This is a genomic window from Marivivens aquimaris (assembly GCF_015220045.1).
GTDB lineage: Bacteria > Pseudomonadota > Alphaproteobacteria > Rhodobacterales > Rhodobacteraceae > Marivivens > Marivivens aquimaris.
In genome coordinates this window covers 1-19,197 of the sequence record NZ_JADBGB010000007.1, presented here as the reverse complement: position 1 = coordinate 19,197, position 19,197 = coordinate 1, and the positions used below count along the sequence as shown (strand labels likewise).

At 57.3% G+C, this 19,197-nt stretch carries 21 protein-coding genes; 13 read left to right on the top strand and 8 right to left on the bottom strand.

Annotation, left to right across the window (positions count from 1 at the left end; all coding sequences use genetic code 11):
* Window positions 1-380, bottom strand: a 380-nt coding sequence (locus tag IF204_RS19995; protein WP_322743317.1) for a MobA/MobL family protein, incomplete at its 3' end; no start/stop codon positions are given.
* Window positions 381-642: 262 nt separating this feature from the next.
* Between IF204_RS19995 and IF204_RS19990 the strand changes: the two genes are divergently transcribed.
* The 4 genes from IF204_RS19990 to IF204_RS19975 all read left to right on the top strand — a co-directional run bounded on the left by IF204_RS19990 (window position 643) and on the right by IF204_RS19975 (window position 4,803).
* Window positions 643-930 (top strand): mobilization protein, encoded by a 288-nt coding sequence (locus IF204_RS19990; protein ID WP_194098771.1) that lies wholly within the window; start codon window positions 643-645, stop codon window positions 928-930.
* Complete coding sequence (locus tag IF204_RS19985; RefSeq protein ID WP_194098770.1) at window positions 927-2,771, top strand: type IV secretory system conjugative DNA transfer family protein; 1,845 nt, start codon at window positions 927-929, stop codon at window positions 2,769-2,771. The genes IF204_RS19990 and IF204_RS19985 overlap by 4 nt, the downstream gene beginning before the upstream one ends.
* Window positions 2,772-2,985: 214 nt before the next feature.
* Window positions 2,986-4,020, top strand: a complete 1,035-nt coding sequence (locus tag IF204_RS19980; protein WP_151654626.1) for a replication initiator protein A — start codon at window positions 2,986-2,988, stop codon at window positions 4,018-4,020.
* Window positions 4,021-4,134: 114 nt separating this feature from the next.
* Window positions 4,135-4,803, top strand: a complete 669-nt coding sequence (locus IF204_RS19975) for a ParA family protein (protein ID WP_151654624.1) — start codon at window positions 4,135-4,137, stop codon at window positions 4,801-4,803.
* A 277-nt stretch (window positions 4,804-5,080) separates the two neighbouring features.
* Here the strand turns inward: IF204_RS19975 and IF204_RS19970 are convergent, their stop codons facing one another.
* On the bottom strand, window positions 5,081-5,347 hold the full coding sequence (locus IF204_RS19970) for a Txe/YoeB family addiction module toxin (RefSeq protein WP_194098769.1): 267 nt from the start codon (window positions 5,345-5,347) through the stop codon (window positions 5,081-5,083).
* Window positions 5,344-5,595, bottom strand: coding sequence for a type II toxin-antitoxin system Phd/YefM family antitoxin (locus tag IF204_RS19965; protein WP_174861630.1), 252 nt, complete (start codon window positions 5,593-5,595; stop codon window positions 5,344-5,346). Before IF204_RS19965 ends, IF204_RS19970 begins: the two co-directional genes overlap by 4 nt.
* 111 nt (window positions 5,596-5,706) lie before the next feature.
* Between IF204_RS19965 and IF204_RS19960 the strand changes: the two genes are divergently transcribed.
* Window positions 5,707-6,891, top strand: coding sequence for a hypothetical protein (locus IF204_RS19960; RefSeq protein WP_194098768.1), 1,185 nt, complete (start codon window positions 5,707-5,709; stop codon window positions 6,889-6,891).
* Window positions 6,892-7,000: 109 nt separating this feature from the next.
* Here IF204_RS19960 and IF204_RS19955 read toward each other — a convergent pair whose 3' ends face one another.
* Entirely contained in the window at window positions 7,001-7,600 is a 600-nt protein-coding gene (locus tag IF204_RS19955; protein ID WP_194098767.1) for a hypothetical protein, read from the bottom strand.
* 255 nt (window positions 7,601-7,855) lie between these two features.
* Between IF204_RS19955 and IF204_RS19950 the strand changes: the two genes are divergently transcribed.
* The 6 genes from IF204_RS19950 to IF204_RS19925 all read left to right on the top strand — a co-directional run bounded on the left by IF204_RS19950 (window position 7,856) and on the right by IF204_RS19925 (window position 14,660).
* A complete protein-coding gene (locus tag IF204_RS19950) occupies window positions 7,856-8,485 on the top strand; it encodes a tyrosine-type recombinase/integrase (RefSeq protein WP_194098766.1) in 630 nt (209 codons plus the stop codon).
* Window positions 8,486-8,488: 3 nt separating this feature from the next.
* A complete protein-coding gene (locus IF204_RS19945; protein WP_194098765.1) occupies window positions 8,489-8,740 on the top strand; it encodes a WGR domain-containing protein in 252 nt (83 codons plus the stop codon).
* A 164-nt stretch (window positions 8,741-8,904) separates the two neighbouring features.
* On the top strand, window positions 8,905-9,786 hold the full coding sequence (locus IF204_RS19940) for a type IV toxin-antitoxin system AbiEi family antitoxin domain-containing protein (protein ID WP_194098764.1): 882 nt from the start codon (window positions 8,905-8,907) through the stop codon (window positions 9,784-9,786).
* The gene (locus tag IF204_RS19935; RefSeq protein ID WP_132953163.1) at window positions 9,779-10,702 is read left to right on the top strand and encodes a nucleotidyl transferase AbiEii/AbiGii toxin family protein; all 924 of its coding nucleotides are present in this window, start codon (window positions 9,779-9,781) and stop codon (window positions 10,700-10,702) included. Before IF204_RS19940 ends, IF204_RS19935 begins: the two co-directional genes overlap by 8 nt.
* Before the next feature lie 3 nt (window positions 10,703-10,705).
* Window positions 10,706-13,897 carry an Eco57I restriction-modification methylase domain-containing protein gene (locus IF204_RS19930; protein WP_194098763.1) on the top strand — a complete coding sequence of 1,064 codons (3,192 nt, stop codon included), beginning with the start codon at window positions 10,706-10,708 and terminating at the stop codon, window positions 13,895-13,897.
* Between the two features lie 4 nt (window positions 13,898-13,901).
* On the top strand, window positions 13,902-14,660 hold the full coding sequence (locus IF204_RS19925; protein WP_194098762.1) for a hypothetical protein: 759 nt from the start codon (window positions 13,902-13,904) through the stop codon (window positions 14,658-14,660).
* A gap of 204 nt (window positions 14,661-14,864) precedes the next feature.
* On the opposite strand, the gene IF204_RS19920 is transcribed toward IF204_RS19925, so the two are convergent.
* Window positions 14,865-15,749 carry an ArdC family protein gene (locus IF204_RS19920; protein WP_194098761.1) on the bottom strand — a complete coding sequence of 295 codons (885 nt, stop codon included), beginning with the start codon at window positions 15,747-15,749 and terminating at the stop codon, window positions 14,865-14,867.
* A 455-nt stretch (window positions 15,750-16,204) separates the two neighbouring features.
* Between IF204_RS19920 and IF204_RS19915 the strand changes: the two genes are divergently transcribed.
* Window positions 16,205-17,062 carry a DUF7946 domain-containing protein gene (locus IF204_RS19915; protein WP_194098760.1) on the top strand — a complete coding sequence of 286 codons (858 nt, stop codon included), beginning with the start codon at window positions 16,205-16,207 and terminating at the stop codon, window positions 17,060-17,062.
* A gap of 69 nt (window positions 17,063-17,131) precedes the next feature.
* Window positions 17,132-17,554: a DUF3892 domain-containing protein gene (locus IF204_RS20370; RefSeq protein WP_407658953.1), complete on the top strand. Its 423-nt coding sequence runs from the start codon at window positions 17,132-17,134 to the stop codon at window positions 17,552-17,554.
* A 57-nt stretch (window positions 17,555-17,611) separates the two neighbouring features.
* Here the strand turns inward: IF204_RS20370 and IF204_RS19905 are convergent, their stop codons facing one another.
* The 3 genes from IF204_RS19905 to IF204_RS19895 all read right to left on the bottom strand — a co-directional run.
* Window positions 17,612-18,040, bottom strand: a complete 429-nt coding sequence (locus IF204_RS19905) for a hypothetical protein (protein WP_194098758.1) — start codon at window positions 18,038-18,040, stop codon at window positions 17,612-17,614.
* A 2-nt stretch (window positions 18,041-18,042) separates the two neighbouring features.
* A complete protein-coding gene (locus IF204_RS19900; RefSeq protein WP_010399449.1) occupies window positions 18,043-18,306 on the bottom strand; it encodes a hypothetical protein in 264 nt (87 codons plus the stop codon).
* A 20-nt stretch (window positions 18,307-18,326) separates the two neighbouring features.
* Window positions 18,327-19,197 (bottom strand): MobA/MobL family protein (locus IF204_RS19895; RefSeq protein WP_194098757.1); only part of this gene is annotated, 871 nt, incomplete at its 5' end.

Here is a 19,197-nt window from a genome sequence, read left to right as displayed (position 1 = left end):
GGCTGCCCCTGGCCATCACGGGCTTTGCCCTCGTGAATGGCCACATCGGCGATCATGCCTCGATCAACAAATTCTCGCTGCACGAATCCGCGCAAGAGCTCCAACCTCTCACCACGATCGAGTTCACGGGGAAGGGCCACTTCGATCTCACGGGCAAGCTGCGCATCGCGCCGCTTCTCGACCGCCTCGACCGCATTCCAGAGCTGGTCGCGATCGCACATCCAGTCGGGGGCGTTCTCGGGGGCCATGATCTCTGAATGCACGACCCCGCCCTTGCGGCTGTAGTCATGCTCCAACCCCTGCCGCTCATCCCGCAGCCGCCCAGCCGTCCGGTAGGCGGCGGCTGCGACAGATGAACGGCCCCCTGCCCGGCTGATCACTTTTGCACTGAGATGGTAGATCGCCACGCTTGGGACGCCTCTCTTCAAAACAGGGTCCAGCGCCTGTGTCGCTGGTCGGGAGCGCGAGGGTGAAACCCTCGTTCAGGCGGCGCTGCCGCCTTGGGGGGAAGCCGTCCGGCGCGGGGGTTTACCCCCATGAGGACGCGCACGTTGTCGAAGACAATGTATAAGCGCGCATTTCTTTCTTTTCAACCTATCAATCCACCACTACATTCGCCTTCATTATTGCTAAGGTTGCCCCATGTCCCAAAGCCGCCCAACCGACGCCCGGATCAAAGAACTGGCCGAGAAGAAAGCCCAGCTCGACGCCCAAATCGCAGCGCTCGATGCCCGGCGGCGTCTATCCGAAAAGAAAGACGAAGACCGCCTCAAATGGCTCCTGGGCACTTTGGTCTTCGACCGTTTGAGCGCCGAACCCGCTCTTCAGAGCATCGTGCGGCGCGACCTACCAGACCGCCTCACCCAGCGGGATCGCGACCGTGGACTGTGGCAGATTCTGTTTCCCGATAGCGACGAGGACCGGTCATGAGTTTTGTTTTGGAAGCCCGACACTGGGTGATCATGATCGGCACTGTGATCGTAGCCGCTGCCGCCCTGATCCTCGCTCCGCAAGCGGTCGCGATCTACCCGGTGACCACCTATGCCTTCCCGATCATCGCCGTGGCCACCATCCTCGATACCCTCGGGACCACCGCTGAGCGCCACAGGACGCCCCTAAAGCTCCTCGCATGGGTCTGCCTGTGCGTGGCCGTCCTCACTGCCCTGACGCCCCTCAGAGGCCCGCTCAGCGACATACTGGCGACAGTCCAGGCATGGACGGGCGCTGGCTGGCCCCTCCCCCGTGCCATTTGGGAAGGGCTCAAGGGGCTGGCGCGGTATTCTGATCCCCAGAAACAGGCCATGGCGATCTCCTTCGCGCTTGGGGCCTTTGGAGTGGCTGTCGCTGTCAGCACCCCGCTGATGGCGATCTTCAATCCGCGCATTGGCCGCAACCGCAAATCCCGCACCGGCCCATGGCAAGCGGGATGGATGGACCCGCGTGACGTGGCCCAGCTGAAGCGCAACAAGACCGGCCTGCCCCTCGCCCTGCACAAGGGCAAGCTCCTGCGCTACATCAAGAACGATGCGAAGGGCTGGCGTGGCGGGCATCACCTCGTCGTCTCCGGAACACGCGGCGGCAAGGGCGTCAGCGCCGTGATCCCGGCGATCCTTGATCACCAGGGGCCGGTCGTCGTCCTGGACATCAAGGGCGAGAATTTCGCCGTCACGCGCCGCCACCGCGAAGAGCTCGGGCGTAAGGTGGCCGTCCTCAACCCTTTCGGCCTCGTCGAGGATGGAAAGGATCAGTTCAACCCGCTCGACTACATCCGGCCCCACGAGCTGGCGCGCGACGTGGCCCTGGTTGCGGACGGCTTGGTCAAACCGGAACAAGGCGACGGGGCACATTTTTCGGAAATGGCCCGCCAGCTGGTCGCGGCGGCGATCGAAGTGATCGTGACCCAGGAAGAACCCAACCGGCGCAATCTGATCGCCGTCGCCGATCTGCTTCTGTCAGCAAACCTCGACGGCACGCTTGAGGCCTGGGCCGAAAACGCCGACCTTGTCGGCCACCGCCCGGCTCAGACCGCTGCCACCATTCTGCGCGCGGGAGACAGAGAACGCGGGTCGATTCAGACAGCGGTCTCAAAAGCTTTTGAGTGGATGCAGTCCGACAACATGCGCCGTTTCCTGGCTGGGTCCAGCTTCCGCATGGATGATCTTCTCGATGATCGGGTCGATCTCTTCATCGCGGTGCCTCTCGACCAGGTGGACAAGCAAGCGATCTTCATGCGCCTGTTCATCAACCTTGTCCTGGGCACGGTCGTGCGTCAGGACGGGCGGCGCAAGGTCAAGGCCCCGATCCTGCTGGTTCTTGATGAATTCGTGCGGATGGGCCGCATGGAGCAGATCATGAACATTGCTAACGTCGCCGCCGGAGCGGGTGTCGAAGCGCTGTTCGTTACCCAGGACACGGGTCAGGTCGAAAAGGCCTATGGGCCAAACGATGCCCGTTCGATCTTTGGCTCCTGTATCACCAAGCGCGTCTTCAACCTCAACGATATCGAAACCGCCGAATGGGCAGCGCGCCACCTCGGGGAAAGCACTGTCTATTCTCAGCAAATTCGAGAGGGTAAGGCCCCGAACGAGGGTCGGGATTTTTCCTATTCAGAGCAGCGACAGAAGCTCATGACCGCTGAGCAGATCACTGGCATGAAGGCGGATGATCTGCTGCTGCTGGTAGGCAACCGCAACCCGCTCAAGGCAAAGCAGAACCTGTACTTCAAGAGCAAGACCTACCGCGGACGGTTTGATCAGAATCCACTGAACTGAGGTGACTTTAAAAGTTATCCACAGGCTTGCAGTGTTAAATATGTGTTAAATATAGTGTTAAGCTGTTTTTGAGGCCTGTTTTACTATTTTGAATCAACATGTTACGCAGTCGATCGGTAACTAAAAACACGAATCTCGGTAACTGAAAACACGAACTTTGGTAACTGAAAACACGAATCTTGACATGAGTAACTGAAAACACGAATGTACTGCTATGGTAACTGAAAACACGAACCCACTGACACCCCTCTTGCCTGATCGTCACCCTCAGCACGATCTGTTCATCTGTGACGTTGCAGACGCTGTTCTCAAGGACGTTATGCAACATATGGAGCATCCGTTCTATTCACTCTCCAAGAAACCGGAGACTTCTGTGAAGCGTTATAGGAACGGCGATCACTGGTTAGAAATCACGCCGAGTGTCAAAGGGTTGGCAACCATCTATGACAAGGACATCCTGATTTACTGCATCAGTCAGATTATGGCGAAACTTAAACATGGGGAACCGGTCTCGCCCCGCGTTCGTATCAATTCGCACGAACTCCTGATTTTCACGAACCGTGGCACCAGTGGTCGAGAATACATCTCGCTTATGGATGCGCTTGACCGGTTGGAAGGCACGCGGATCAGAACGAACATCGTTTCTGGTGACGAAGAACAGATTGATGGGTTCGGGTTGATCGACGCCTCCTCCATCCGTCGAAAGCAAGGCCTCGACGGTCGTTTGCTCTGGTGTGAGGTCAAGCTGTCGGACTGGGTCTTCAATGCAATCAAAAACGAAGAGGTGTTGACCCTTCACCGCGACTACTTTCGCTTGCGCAAGCCGATTGAACGCCGCGTTTATGAGCTGGCACGCAAGCACTGTGGTCAGCAAAAGAGCTGGAAGATTACCCTAAAGCACCTGCTTATGAAGTCTGGGTCGCAAAGCCCTGAAAAGCGATTTCGTCAGATGATCAAGCAGCTGGCTGTTCATGATCACCTGCCCGATTATCAAGTATTTTTCGATGAAGTGGCGGACATGGTGGTTTTCACCAATCGCGGTACGATGACCCCGCCCTCTCTTATCGAAGGGCATATCCCTCCACTAAAATCTGAAACCTACGATAGGGCGCGACAGGCCGCGCCTGGTTGGGATGTACGTCACCTGGAAAGTGAGTGGCGCGACTGGATCGTGGAGGCTCCGAGGGATGTGGATGCCGCATTCGTAGGCTTCTGCCGTAAGTGGTTCGAGAAACGCGGTAGACCTTGACAGGATTTAAAACCGGTTACGGATTTAAATCCGGTATCAAATTTTATTCCGGTATTGGAAATTTTCCCGGTAAGTGATATGTTTCCGGTAATGGAAATAGTATGAGGCCGAGCAATGCCCGTCATCGTCATGGCAAGCCCCAAAGGGGGCGTTGGAAAATCCACATGTGCTGTAATCCTGGCCACAGAGTTCGCTCGGATGGGAGCTCAAGTGACAGTCTTGGACTGCGACCCCAACAAGTCACTGACCCGATGGGCATCTCACGGACTCCCCAAAGGTGTGACGCTTCATCAGGATATAGGGCGCTCTGAGATAGTGCCGACGATCAGGGCATCAGATGGCGATGGGCAGATCGTGATTGTTGATCTTGAAGGCGTAGCATCGCAGCTTGTCAGTCGCGCTATCTCTCAAGCAGATCTGGTTATCGTCCCGATGCAGCCAACGGCGCTCGACGCGGAGATCGGGTCTGAAGCCTTGGCTTTGATCCGAGAAGAGGAAGAGGCGCTTGGCCGCACAATCCGTCACGCCGTTGTTCTGACCAAAACGAGCGCAGCTGTGAAAAGCCGCGTTCAAAAGGAGCTGGAACTACAGCTCCGCGGGGCAGGGATCGACGTCATCGAGCCATCCCTCGTCGCGCGCGCAGCGTTTTCAGAAATCTTCGCTTATGGCGGTGATCTGACCGCGATGATGAAAGACCCTGACATGGTAACTGGCGGCAAGGTCGATAAGGCTTTGCAGAACGCCAAAGACTTCACGGAGGCTGTCTATGAGCGGCTCAAATAGGCTTGCAGGGCTGAAGGCCCGACCGAAAGACACTACGGCAGCTGAGGTCCGCCGCGTTGATGAGGTTGGAGAGGCGAGGGGGTTCCTTGATCGAACCCCACGCAAGAAACCGGGGCGTAAACCAAGCCCTCGCACCTATCAGCTGCATCCAAAAGTCTTCCCTGAAGTCGGGGAAGCGATTGCCGCTGAGGCAGAGCGCCTTGGCATCACGCAGGGACAGCTAATAGAGATGATGTGGGAAGGGTATCAAAAGCTTGCGCGCTAACCTTCGGACCATTCAGTAATGGAACCGCAGTTGCGCAATCTCTAGGCTTTGGCCATCACCAGCTCCACTGACCCGGTAGACCATTCGATCTTCCTGAGAAATCCGCCGTGACCACCAGCCGGTCAGATCGCCCTTCAAAGGTTCCGGCTTGCCGGTTCCTTTGAAGGGGGTCCGCTTGCATTGCTTGATCAGCTCGTTGATCCGGTCACGTACCTTGTCGTTGGTGCTGACCCAGTACTGATAATCTTCCCAAGCCTGATCGGAAAAAACCAGCTTCACTCGGTAAGCTCACGCTCTTCGCCAGTTCCAGCATCGAGTTGCGCGATTGACGCGCGCAAGCGGGATGCGTTTTTCGGCGTGGACAAGAGGTGCAACGTCTCGTTGACGGCGTTCCAGGTTTCCAAGGATACAACCACGACGGACTCACCTTTTTTGCGCGTCACAACAACTTCTTGCTTGTCGTGGATCGCTCGATCCATGACGCCCTTCAGTTGAGCTCGTGCGTCTGAGTAGGTCATAACATCCATGTCGACTCTCCTTTGCTTCCCTCTATATGTACAATATTAAGTACAAGTAAAGGGGTGATACGAAGGCGGCTGTCAATTTCATGGAGAATTCACGAGGGAGAAAGGGCCCACATGGATGGCATCGTTACCCGCCCCGCAGAGGAAATGTCTCGCGAGGAACTTTACGAACTGGTCTGGCAGACACCCATGAGCAAGCTTGGCCCCCAACTCGCGACGAACGGGCCAGGCTTGGCCGCTCTTTGTCGAAAGCGCCAAATCCCTACGCCACCCCTGGGCTACTGGCAGAAAAAGGCCGTTGGCCGTGCTCCTGAAATGCCTCCTTTGCCGTCATTTGAACCGCCCCAAAAGACCTCCCCTTCAATCAAGCCAGCGCGGGGCAGTGGTAAACCGCCAGTACCTGCGTCCGTCCCATCTCGCGACGCTGAGTCCGTTGCGGAACTACCACCCTTCGATGAAGACGACGAAAGCCTTGACCATATGCGAGCGCTGCACCCGAAGGTGAAGGCATGGGTCGCAGAGCACCGTCAGCTACAGGAGAGCCGTCGAGCGGAAAACCGGCAACGGTCGCGCGACTTTTGGGGAGGGTCACTTCCTCATATCAGCGACCTCACTGCGCGTGACCGATATCGCTTCAGGGTGACAAGCACCCTGTTTCGCGCGATCGAGAAGCAAGGGGGACAGATCGGCGAAGCCAAGCTTACAGGCAAGGTGAAATTCCTTGTCAGCGGGCAAGAGCTCAAGTGCGTAATCGCTGAGAAAATGTCGAGGGCGACAAAGATCATGGAAGGGGCAGGGAAGTGGACGGCCCTTCCTCATCACCACCAAACAGGCCTTGTTTCCTCTGGCTTTCTGCGCGTGAGGTTCGACACCTACGTCAATGGCCGCAGTCGCGACTGGATTGAAACGCCCAAGAAGAAGATGGCGATTATGCTGCCTGATATTGTAAGCGCCATTATCGCGGCAGGGCCGCTTTTGGCAGAGGAGGCGCGGGAGCGCGCAGAATGGCACCGCCGCTACGAACAAGAGCAGGCAGAACGCCGTGAGCGCCAAAGACAGCTGGAGATAGACCACAAGCGCTGGTGTCGGTTTCAGGAGCACGCAAACAACTGGCGGGAGCGCGATCGGCTTATGGCGTTCATCGACGAACTACGCCACCGTCTGCAAATTGAGGGTGATACCGCCATTGAAGATAGACCTCTCAGCGAGTGGATCGTCTGGGCCGAAGAGCGAATACATGCGCTCGATCCGTTCCAGAATGGTCTGAAAGGGTTCTTCGAAGCGATAAACTTCGACTGATTTTTAATTTGCAAACAGTAGCGTAAGCCTTCTTTCGAGCCGTATATGTCGCCTCAAAGCGTTAGATTTCTAATGTCCCGTCGTCCAACCGACAAGGCGACCTAAACTGCTAGCCGCCTGCCTGGATGGCCTTGGCAAGTTCCATGAATTTGGCGGCTCGCTCATGCAGATAATCAGCTTCGCTTTGATCCAGCCGCGTTGCGGTTATCAGAGTACCGGCTTGGATATTGAGAATGCCGACTCCCGCCGAATCTGGCTTCGCCAATCGTAGTACAGTTAGAAAGCCGCGCTCCTTCTTTCTCGGCAATTGTTCTTTTCCAAAGTGTAAGAAAATAATTCTTCTCTGATTGTTTTCTTCTGTGCGCAAGTACCAAGCTGTTGTGATGTTTAGTCCAGAAATATTTGCCTCAATAGGGCTACGCCCCTGCCAAATGAGCGCATGATCCTCCTTTAAATCAAGGTAGTTTTGGCACAGCACTTTGTATCCAGCAGACTTATTTGCGGAAACGCTAGAATGTAGGTCCAAAAACTGTTTGGCTGTGATCTCCTGTTCTTCAAGGGCAGTCATTGCTTCGCGAAATTGCTTGTAGCGATCCTTGATGGGGTCATACGGCAGATTGAAATCGTCAATTATGCTTCGGGCTTTAGCCTTATCCTTACGCTTGTCTCCGTATGCAAAATCAATGAACTGGCTGATCCTAATTTTCATTTTGCTATCCTACTTGGTTTCATAGGCAACCTTACGGCCACATCCCTGCAAATAAAGAGAATTTTGTTGGTCACAGTTAGCGACGTCACAACAGAACCCTTCTAGTTATCATGCGAGCTTTATGATAGAAGCTTGCATAAGTGCCATGGTCGAAACCCCAATAAAACATGGCCAGAACCACGCGTTCCGCGACAGGCCGCTTTCATCATGCAAGGTTTGTTGGCAAAATGCTAAAAAAGCCTGCAAGGATTTGCCATGTCTGCCACCCCCGAGACCACCTGGAACAAGGGCCGCGTTGTGGGCAAGAAGCCGCCCCTCACGCCCGACCAAGTGGCGCTGATCCGGCTGCTGTTGCGCCAGGAGCGCGCCTTGCGCGATCTGGCGCTGTTCAACGTGGCCCTCGACACCAGCTTCCGGGGTTCTGACCTGGTGCGCCTGCGGGTCTCAGACGTAGCCACACCGGCAGGCGTGCGCGAGATCGTGGAAATTCGGCAGAAGAAGACCGAAGCCCGCAATGCACGCCCGGTCCAGGCGCGGCTGTCCTCGGGGACGCGCGACAGTTTGCGGGCCTATCTCGCCGACTCTGAAAAGCCGCTGCATGGCTGGTTGTTCACGGGGCAGGGGGCACGGTGGTCCCACACCCATCTCAGCGAAAGCCAGCTCTGGCGGCTCTTCAAGTCCTGGCTGGAAAAGGCCCGCCTCGATCCCAGCCTCTATGGCCTGCATTCGCTGCGCCGCACCTTCCCTACCCATATTTATCAGCAAACCGGCAACCTGCGCGCAGCTCAGTTGTTGCTCGGCCATGCCAGCATCGAAAGCACCAAGGAATACATCGGCACCGAACAGGCCGAAGCCTTGGAAATCGCGCGCAAGTATCATCTCTGACCCATGCAGACCTATCTCGAAAAACACCTGCCTGCGAAGAATGTCGCCCGGTTCTACCGGATGGCCGTCATGCCCAACCTGTTTGGCGAATGGACGCTCTATCGGGAATGGGGACGGATAGGCCAGGGCGGTCAGGTTCGGATGGATTGGTTCGCGGATGAAAGCCAAGCGGTCGCGGCTCTGATCACACTGGAAGCGTCCAAGCGTCAGCGCGGCTATTGGGTGGAGCCTCAGCAGCTGGCGATGTTTGGGTGAATTTGAAGTCGCTATTTACATCTGACTGCGATATCTGTATGTCCTTAGGACATACAGATATCGCAGTCGCGTCTAATATGCTAAGTGGCATACGATGATGGCCACTCTTGACACAACGCCGTCCTTACCCCTATGTCCTAAGGACATAGGGGTAAGGACGTCAGATGAATTTTACCGAAGGTATCGAAAAAGATATAACCGACAAGGACTTGCCGGTCATAACCTTCTATGATTTCTTCGTTCTAGGCTACCACCTGTTTCACAAAAAGGCGCTGAACGGCGAGCCGTTGAAGCGCCTCCCGCACGACTGGGATCAGACACGCGCCAAAAATGCGCTACGGCGCCTTGAGGCACGGAAGGCGCTTGTCATGGACTCTGACTTCCGCTCGGGCGTGTGGCGTGTGACGCAATCAACGAGAGCTGGGTCGGCGGAAGAGGTCGCCTGCATCGCTGATCCTTTCGCCTACGTCTCGCATCTATCTGCCATGCAGCGCTATGGGCTTACTGACCGCAGCCCACAGGCGCTGCACCTGACAACCCCCAAAAGACCCCTGTGGAATGCGCTCCGGGATAAACGTCTTCATGTAGACCTGCCCGATCTCGACCAGATCGAAGCGCCCGTTCTGAATAGGCCTGGCTTCAAGGGTACGATCCGTCGCCGCCCGATCGTGGTGCATGTATCAAGCCACCCCTGGACACCGGCCCCCGTGAGTGGTGAGGAAACGCGGATCACTTCAATTGGCCAAACCTTTGCTGACATGCTTGCCGAACCACAGCTTTGTGGGGGCATGCGCCATGTTCTCGATGTCTGGGAAAATGAGGCGGATCAGTGGGTGCCCGAAATTATTGCCGCAATTGATCTCCTCGACAGTAAGATCGCCAAAGTCCGCGCAGGCTATATTCTGTCTGAAGTCATGGACATAGATGATCCGGCGCTGCACAACTGGGAGCAGTTTGCTCAACGGGGCGGATCGCGCAAACTCGACCCTGACGCCGACTATGCCCCTGAATTCTCAGAACGCTGGATGATATCAATAAATGTCTGACAACGACCCCCACGCTCAAGATAGCAAATTCGACATCGTCGATGTCGATGTTCGCGCATGGGTCGAAGCCGCACGTGCAAACCCAACGCTCTATCGAGATCGCCAGGTTACGGAGATTGTCCTGGGGGCAATCGGCCTAGCCCCCTCACTATCGAAAACACTCGTTTTAAAGGGCGGGGCGGTCATGGCCCTCGCTTTCAAAAGCAATCGGGTCACCGGGGATGTGGACTTCACCTCAATGGCAGAACCCGCCGACCTGACGGAAAAGCTCACCACCGAACTGAATGAACTTTTGCCCAGAACCGCGATCAGGCTCGGCTATCCCGATCTTCTTTGCCGGGTGCAATCGGTGAAGAAAATGCCGCGCGCAGAGAATTTTGAGGATCACGAATTCCCCGCGCTCCGGGTCCGCATTGGCTCCGCCAAGCGCGGCACAGGTGAAGAGGCCCGGCTGGCGGACGGCAAGGCAAGCCGAGTTCTTGATGTCGAGATCAGCTTCCGCGATCAAGTCTATGCCTTCCAGGAGCTAAACCTGCACGGGGCCGGTGTGGCGGTGCGCGCGTTCACGATCCATGAGCTCATTGCCGAAAAATTCCGCGCTCTGCTTCAGCAAACCATACGCAAGCGCAACCGGCGACAGGACGTCTACGACATCGCATTTCTGATTGGCGAGCATGATTTCAGCGGTGCTGACAAAACAGCCATCCTGACCACGTTGATCGAGAAATGCCGCAGCCGTGGGATCGAGGCTAAGCCAGAATCCATGGATGACCCGGAAATCAAACAACGCGCCCAGGCCGATTGGGAAACGCTCGCCCTCGAAATTGGTGACCTTGCGCCCTTTGAAGAGCGCTTTGCTCTCATGCACGATCTCTATGTTTCGCTGCCATGGGGCAGCATCAAGAAAGCCCTTTAATTCATGAATTTGTTCAACCGTAAGACCCTGAAGCGCCACATCAAAGCCGATCCGATCCCGTCAGAGCATCTGGCTGCGCTGGAAGCCTGGGCAGAGTTGATCAGCTCGGGCCGGATTGAACGCCTGAAGGAAACCGCCCTGCATGGGCAGTTCGCCTCCAAGATCGTTGAAGGTGTTCTCGGCTACCATGGCCCGGCTGGCGGGGCAGACTACAACGTCTCAACCGAACAAAATATTCTGCGCGGTAGCGTCGATCTGGCGCTTGGCCGCTTTGGCGGCAAGACGCCTGACATCGTGGCACCATTCGAGCTGAAGGGCGCGGATACCCGCGACCTCGATGCAATCATGCCGGGCCGGAACAAGAGCCCCGTTCAACAGGCGTGGGAATACGCCATGAACGCGCGCGGCGTGAAATGGGTTATGGTCTCGAACATGATCGAGCTGCGCTTCTACGGTTTCGGGGAAGGCACCTCGGCCTATGAGGAATTCCGCCTCGACCAACTGACAGACCCCTCAGAATACGCGCGATTCATGCTGCTTCTGTCGGCGGAAAATCTGCTGTCTGGCCGCACGGCTGATCTGCTGAAAGAAAGCCGCCGCGAAGACAAGGACATCACCGACAGCCTGTATCAGGACTACAAGGACCTGCGCCTCAAGCTCCTGAGCGCCGTCCAGAAGGCCGATACCGCGATCGCGCCCCTCGATGCGATCGCCCTCGCGCAGAAGATCCTCGATCGGGTGTTGTTCATCGCCTTTGCCGAAGATACCGGCCTGCTACCGGACAACACACTGGAAAACGCCTTCATCGCGCGTGACCCTTACAACCCTCGCCCCGTCTGGGACAATTTCAAAGGTCTGTTCCGCGCGATCGACGTGGGCAATAACGAGCTGAAAATCCCGCGCTACAACGGGGGTCTGTTCCGCGAAGACGCGGTGATCAACAGGCTGAACATCCCCGATGACATCTGCGAAGGGTTCAAAACCCTAGGCGAGTATGACTTCGCCTCCGAGGTCTCGGTCACGGTCCTCGGCCATATCTTTGAACAGTCCATCGCGGACGTGGAACGCCTGCAAGCGATCGCGCGCGGTGAAGAGGAAGAGCCCGAGAAAACCACTGGCACAAGCGGGCGGCGCAAGCGTGACGGGGTGGTCTATACCCCTGATTATATCGCGCGCTTCATCGTGGCCGAAACTCTGGGCACGCATCTGCGGGAAATCTTCGACGACACTATGCGCGCTCACGCCAAGAAGGGCGCGGATGTCACCGACTACGAAAACATCCCCTGGCGGAAAAAGTCGGCCGAGCTCGAAGCTTGGCAAGCCTATCGCGATCGCCTGAAATCTTTGCGCATTGTCGATCCCGCCTGTGGCTCCGGTGTGTTCCTGATCATGGCCTTCGACTTCATGAAGGCCGAACTGACCCGCGTAAACGACAAGATCAAAGACCTGCTGCCTAAGGCCGAGCATTTTGGCGATCTGCTCGACTATGTCCCCGACAGCGAAATTCTGACCGACAACCTCTTCGGCGTGGACGTGAACGAGGAAAGCATCGAGATCACCAAGCTGTCGCTCTGGATCAAGACCGCCCGGCGCGGCAAGCTTCTCGACAGCCTGTCGGGCAGCATCCGCGTCGGTGACAGCCTGATCGAGGACAGCAACTTCGCCTATCTCGACCACGCCTTCACCTGGGAAACCGCCTTCCCCGGCGTCTTTGCCGAAGGTGGCTTTGACGTGGTCCTGGGCAACCCGCCTTATGTGCGGATGGAATTCCTGAAGCTGCTGAAACCCTATCTGGAAAAGCGCTATGAGGTCGTGTCCGACCGGGCTGATCTCTACTGCTATTTCTACGAACGCGGCCTGCGCTTGCTGAAACCGGGTGGGCGCTTGGGCTACATTTCCTCGAACACCTTCTTCAAGACCGGCTCGGGCAAGCCCCTGCGCGAATACCTTCTGAAAGAGGCGACCATCGAAAGCGTAGTCGATTTTGGCGACCTGCAAGTCTTCGAGGGGGTGACCACCTATCCGGCCATCCTGACCATGAAACGAGGTGCCGCGCCCAAGGGGCATGAGCTGCGCTTCTGGAAGGTGGATGCTCTGCCGGAAAACAACTTCCTCGCCACTTGGGAAGCCGCTGCCGGCCCGTATCCACAAACAGCCCTGGGGGCCGGGTCATGGGAACTGGAAAACCCCGCCCTGCGCGCCCTGCGGGACAAGATCAAAAAGGGCAGGAAGACCCTGAAAAGCGTATATGGCGCACCATGCCGGGGGATTGTTACAGGGTTGAACGGAGCCTTTGTGATCGACAACGTTACCAAAGAACGCCTCTGTGCCCAGGACCCAAAGTCTGCCGATTTGCTGAAGCCCTTCCTCGAAGGCAAAGACCTGAAACGCTGGCGTGCCGAACCGCGCGGCCTGTGGCTGATCTACATTCCCAAGAACCGGATCGACATTGACGATTATCCCGCCATCCGGGAATGGCTGCTGCCCTTCAGGGACAAACTGGAAAAGCGCGCCACGAAACAGGAATGGTTCGAGCTCCAACAGGCGCAGGAGGCCTATGCTCCGCACTTTGCCGCGCCGAAGATCAGCTATCCGCACTTCAACGCCGAGCGAAATTTTTCATTCGAACCCCAAGGGGCTTTCTCGAACGACAAGTCCTATCTGATCCCGTCCGATGACCAGGCTTTGCTGGCGCTCCTAAACAGTCAGGTGCTCTGGTTCATGTTATCATCTATGAGCCCGCCAGTGCGGGGCGGTTACCATGAGCTGCGGGTACAATACGTTGAAAAGCTGCCAATCCCGAAATGGGATGACACAAGGCGCGCGCAGCTCGCCACTGAAAGCAAGCGCGCCAGTAGTGCCGCGCATAAACGTCTGGCCCTGCAAACGGCCCTGACGCGCCGGATTCCCGATCTCTGCCCGCCTGAACGTGAACCCAAGCTGACAACCCGGCTTCAGGAATGGTGGACCCTGCCCGACTTCGCCACTTTCCGCGCCGAGGTGAAGAAGGTGTTCAAGGCCGACATCCCACTGGCCGATCGCTCCGACTGGGAGGACTGGATCAACCGCGACCGCGCCGAGATCGCCCGCCTGACCGCCGAAATCGCCCAGGCTGAAGCCCAGATAGACAGCATCGTCTATGATCTGTTCGACCTGACCGAAGACGAAATCGCGCTGCTGGAAAGCGCTGTGTGACCAAATGGCTGGTTGGATAGACTTCTCCGCACTCACAGGCACTCAAGCGGTCGCCATCTGGGGGGCGGTCACGGGCACAATCGGCACGATCACGGGTATTCTTGGGCTCTGGTTGCGATTTCGACACCAAAAACGCGACCAAGCACGGTTAAAATGTGAGGCCGTTTTTGACTTTGAGGTTTCGAACGGCATCCCTCGCCCAAAATACAAGATTGTTGTAAGATGCGTTGGTCGAAGGCCTGTTACACTCGATGCTATCGAGTATTCCTATAACCCTCCTGATCTGAAGAACCGCTTGTTTCGTCGTCGTCTCTGGCGAGACGGCAAATTTCGGAACGCAGACGATTTAAGCCGCCTGAAACCAGTGAGCCTGTCAGAGGGCGAAAAGAAGGAATTCTCCATAGAAGAAAGGCGAGTAGCGCATCTGGATAAGGTTGCGAAGGTTTGCGTGCTCGACCAAACCGGCAGACGTTGGCAGGTGCCATGGCCAAGTTCGAAGCAGCTTGCACACCAAACACGGCATGGCGAGCTCGATCGGATTGAAGAGGAAAGCTCGCACCGAACCTGCAAGGTCGTTGGGTATTATCTAAAGGACAATTTTTATATTCTCGCACATTGGAACAAGGAACCATCGAACAAGAGTTCATTTATTAGCCGGACCTTTCGCTTCGATCGAAAAGACGCCTATGAAAGAAAGATGGAAGGCATCCGATCCAATCTTCTCCCAAAGCTGCTGGCAGGAGACATTGAAGAAATCACCTGACCCCCCTTCGCGGGTCACTCAACTTTTCTCGTCCTACGGGCATCCTATGCCCGTCCGCGCGAAGCGCCGGGCCTGTTGGCGGGTGGCCTTTAGGTTGCCCGCCGACAGGTCACCCTGAAACCGCCCACGCCCAGGATAACGCCACAACGCAAAAAGGCCCCCGCCTGCTGACGGGGGCCTCGATCATTTCGGCGGTGCAGGCTGTTACTCGGCGGCCATCCGGTCGGCCTGCGCGGTACGCTCCATGATATAATCCACGGCCTTTTGCGCCTCCGACGCAGCGCGGAATATCGCGCGGTGGTCTTCCTTCATCGCAGCAAGCCACCCCTCGACATAGGCGGCGCTCTGGTCGAATTCAGGCTCCACCCCGATCTGTGTGCAAAGCATGCAGTTGCCGATTTCCGCGACCAGCTCCTCGAACGCATAGGCCTTGCGATCATTGAACCGGCCCAGACGGTCCAGTCGCTTTGTCGCCCCTGTCCAGTGGGTCAGCTCATGCGCCAAGGTGCCGTAATATCCTGCGGCCCTGTGAAAGGTCGCGATCAGCGGCATGTGGATGCGGTCGGTCTTGATATTGTAATAGGCGCGCGGTTCCTCGGTGCTGTCGATCTGCGCGCCGCTCGCGGCAAAAAACGCCTCCAGCTCGGGGTCGGCCACGGTGTCAAGATCGCGCGGCGGATCGGGCAGGATGTAGAATTCAGCGGGCAAGCCCTCGATCTGATCGGCGTTGAACACACGGTAGGCCTTGGCATAGGGGATCTGACGCTCCTCGCCGTTTTCGTCCTCCCGCTCGACGGTGCCGTATTTCACAACGGTAGCGGATTTCTCGCCCATGCGGACATGGCCCCCAAGCTCCTTGGCCTGATTGAACGTCATCCAGCGGGCTGAGCTGTAGCCCTTCGACATCGCGGTCGCCCAAAGCATCAGGATATTGATCCCCCGGTAAGCTTCCCCGTTGAACCGTTCTGGCAAGCTGACCGATGCCCCAGAGCCGGTCCACGGCTTACGCCAAGGCGGCGTCCCCGCCTCGATCTGCGCGATGATCTGATTGGTGACATGGGAATAAACGTCAAACTTCGCTGCGGTCATTTGTGACCCTCCTTCGAGTAACGCGGGCCGGGTCTCTTTCCCTTTCCGCCGATGGGCGGGCCTTCCTGTTCTGATCTTTGGAATGCCCATGCATTCCGAAGGGCAGAGCAGGTAAGGGCAAAGCCCGTCCTGTGGCCTGGCGGGGCCGTGACAACCGGGTGGAGGGCGTGAATTTGGGAGGGAACCGCGCGCCTGCGCGTGGGAGGAACCGGAATTCTCGACCGGAACCGACGCCAACAGCGGCGCTTGCCGGTTTTCTCGGACCTGCCAGGATGGCAGGCGGATCAACAGGATTTGGAAACTGTCAGGGTTGGGGGTGAGCGGGTGTCAGCCCGTCGATCCCCTGCCCTGTCTATCGCTCAAAGCGAGACTGGCACATTGCCGGGATCACAAAATCTCTTCTCTCAACCTGAAGATTTTGCTTTTAATACTGAACATTGAGCAGAAAGGTCATTATGCCTACTCTATCCCAACATCGAATTCGGATAAGCTATCAAGGCGGCCTTGCAGACGATCATTCCCTCCCAGGATATGACGGAGCAACATCGATTGATGGCATTTCTCGCGCCGTCCATATCGCCACTCACGCTTACATGACAGGAGAGGTAGTTTCGCGCGCGACAGCGCTCAGAAATGCCTCAATAATCATGAAGCCTGCACGGCAGGGAAGTTTCATCTTTGAGCTGATCGTCCTAATGGAAGCCAATCCAGCCACGACCGCAGCAGCGGTAGCCCTTACCGCAGCGCCATTTTGTGACTTTCTGAAAGTGGCGTTCAAGAGAGCAACTGGTTTTCTGGATGCAGAGCCAGAAACGCCTCATCTCCGCAGTTTGTATGAGAGACGTGAGCCTCCTCCACTGCAGAAAACTCCAGTTGATCTCGACGACCTCGCTGAAAAGCTGGAAGGCAGCCTTCAGGCGGCGCATCGACCAATTGGACCTGAGGGTACCATCAATCGTATCGACATCGGTCGGCCCCGAGAAACACTTGTTTCATTCAACACCGCTACCAAGGATTGGGTTAACACACGGGAAGAAGCACCTGGGCTGACAGTGTACCAAGGTAACATGACCCGGTATAATTCTCTGTCGCGCAACGGACGCGCTTTCATTGACCAGCTGGAACGTGTCGTGCCTGTCAGGCCCGATGGCGACTTCCCAGCGGGTGATCTGGGTAACCTGACCTGGTCGCTTCACGGCAGTAATACGGGCACCCGAAACAAACTGCTTATGCGGGTGCGCCCCGTGACATCGGCGAGTGGTCAGGTCAAACGGCTTCTCTTGTCGGATTGCCAGGCAGCTCCCGAAGAATAGGCCTTGGGACGTGGACTTGGAAACTGTCAGGGTTGAGGTGAGCAGGCGTCAGCCCGTCGATCCCCTGCCATGTCTATCTCTCAAAGCGAGACCGACACGCTTCCGGGATCACACTCATTAATGGGCGCTTCAAAAAGGGCTGCTACGGCGTTTCTCTTTTGTTCCACCCAAAAACCTGTTATCATGTGGTTCTTGTTACGATTCATACCTCATGTAGAAGGACATTCTAAAATGGCTGATCGAAGAGTAACTGCATCGGGCAAAGATCGGGATGGAGATATCACCCGCCTATGTAATGGTGGGGAATACTGGTCACCCCGGTCCAAGGCTGACGCCATCAGCGACATTGAGAGCAGGACGCACAGCTATTTCGTCGATCGTGCTGGCTACCGAACCGATATTCATGTCGTCAACGAGGGTGGGAAGAAGTATCTGCGGACGTATGCGGACAAGACTTCTCAGAACAACCTAGACAACCTGCCTGACTGCTAGGCACAGAGCCGCGCCACTTGCCCCCGACAAAACTGTCGGGGGCATTGCCGCGCAAAGTCAGCCGACTTGCCCTCTCGCCAGCATGATCTCGAATTCCACGGTCGAGCTTTCCTCGATGCCGACAACCCAGATGTTGTTCTGGGCATTACCACCGCCTTCGACTGAGACCGTGCGCCCGACCATCTCACCCCAAAGATATTTGCGAGCTTTCAGATATGCTTCATGCGCCTTCTTCCGAGCGGGTCCGCAGGGCAAAAGGGCTGCATGCTCACGCAGATCGTCGAGCGCCTTGGAGCTACCGCCGAACAGCAGGCAGGGTTCTTCCGTTCCATTCTGCCAAAGAACAATCCCGTCGTCGGGCCGAAACAGCCCATGACAGCCAAGCCCAGGCCGATTAGGTGACACTACGAACGTATACTTGATTGAGGCGGTCCGTCCGCTTGGCAGAACGAACGGTTCACGATCAACTTCTGATGAGCGCCACACGCTTAGCCGTCCTTACGAGCAAGGCTAGTCTTCAACCCCTTTGGCTGGTCGCGCCCCTCCCCTTCGAACGATGCGGGAACAGCATCAATTCCGATGTCCCAAAGGGCCGCCAGCAGGCCACCTTTGGCAACCATGTCGGCTGCCTCTTGTCCGTAGGCAGCGACGAAATCATCGGTGGTCGCGAACACTTGGGGGCTATTGTCCGCAATGCGCTGCGCCATTGACTTCACGGCGGGCTGGTCCTTGTGGTAGCGATCTTCAAACACTGTGTGGTTCCTTTCAGTTTTTAACGTTCTCTGTCGCGGTCGCGGCCCTGCCCGCGCTCGGACGCAGTATCCCGCCCGCGCCCAAGAATGTCATCCCGACGCCCTTGGTCACGGCCCTCGCCGTCACGGGCGGCAATGTCCCGCTCTACCGCCGCTGCATCCCGCTCCTGTCCGATATCGCGCGCACGCCCAAGAATGGCGTCCCGACGCTCGCGGTCTGGATCGTCAGGCGCAACCCTCTCCCGCCCGACATCCGGTGCTTGCACCCCGGGTCGGTCAACATCGCGCCCCAACACCGCCGCCCGGCGCGCGTCCATATCGCCCCGCTCGGCCCCAGCCTGCGGCTTCTCAACCTCGCCCATAACCCTCTCCTTGATCCGTGACATCGCCGCCTCTGCGCGACCCCATAGCTGATCCAGCCGCTCGCGCGCGGTGGCAATGAAGGCGCGCCCGCGCTCCATCAACTCAAGCCGCAATTCCAACTGCCGCCAGCCCAGCTCCTGGCGCTGCGCATTGCGCGCCTGAGCCGCGCGGAAAGCCTCACCGCGCTCCGTGACGATCCCGCGTTTCTCCTGGGCATTGGCCGATGGGCCGATTTTCGGCTCAGGTTCCCGGCTGAGCTCGACCACTTTTTTCTCGTGCTCAAGCGCCAGCTCTTCCTGCCCACCCCCGCGCGCCCGCTCGACCTGTTGCTCGGCTTCGGCGCGCTGAACATCGAGCGACCGGTGGTCGATCCGCTCCGACCGCCCTGCCCGCTCAAGGGCAGTGTTTGCGTCCCGCGCCCAAGCTTCGCGCCAGCCCATCAGAAGGTCTAGTGCATTCCAGCTGCGGTCCTTCTTCCCGAACCCCTCGCCTGTCAGCTCCCGCATCGTCAGCATGACATGCGCATGA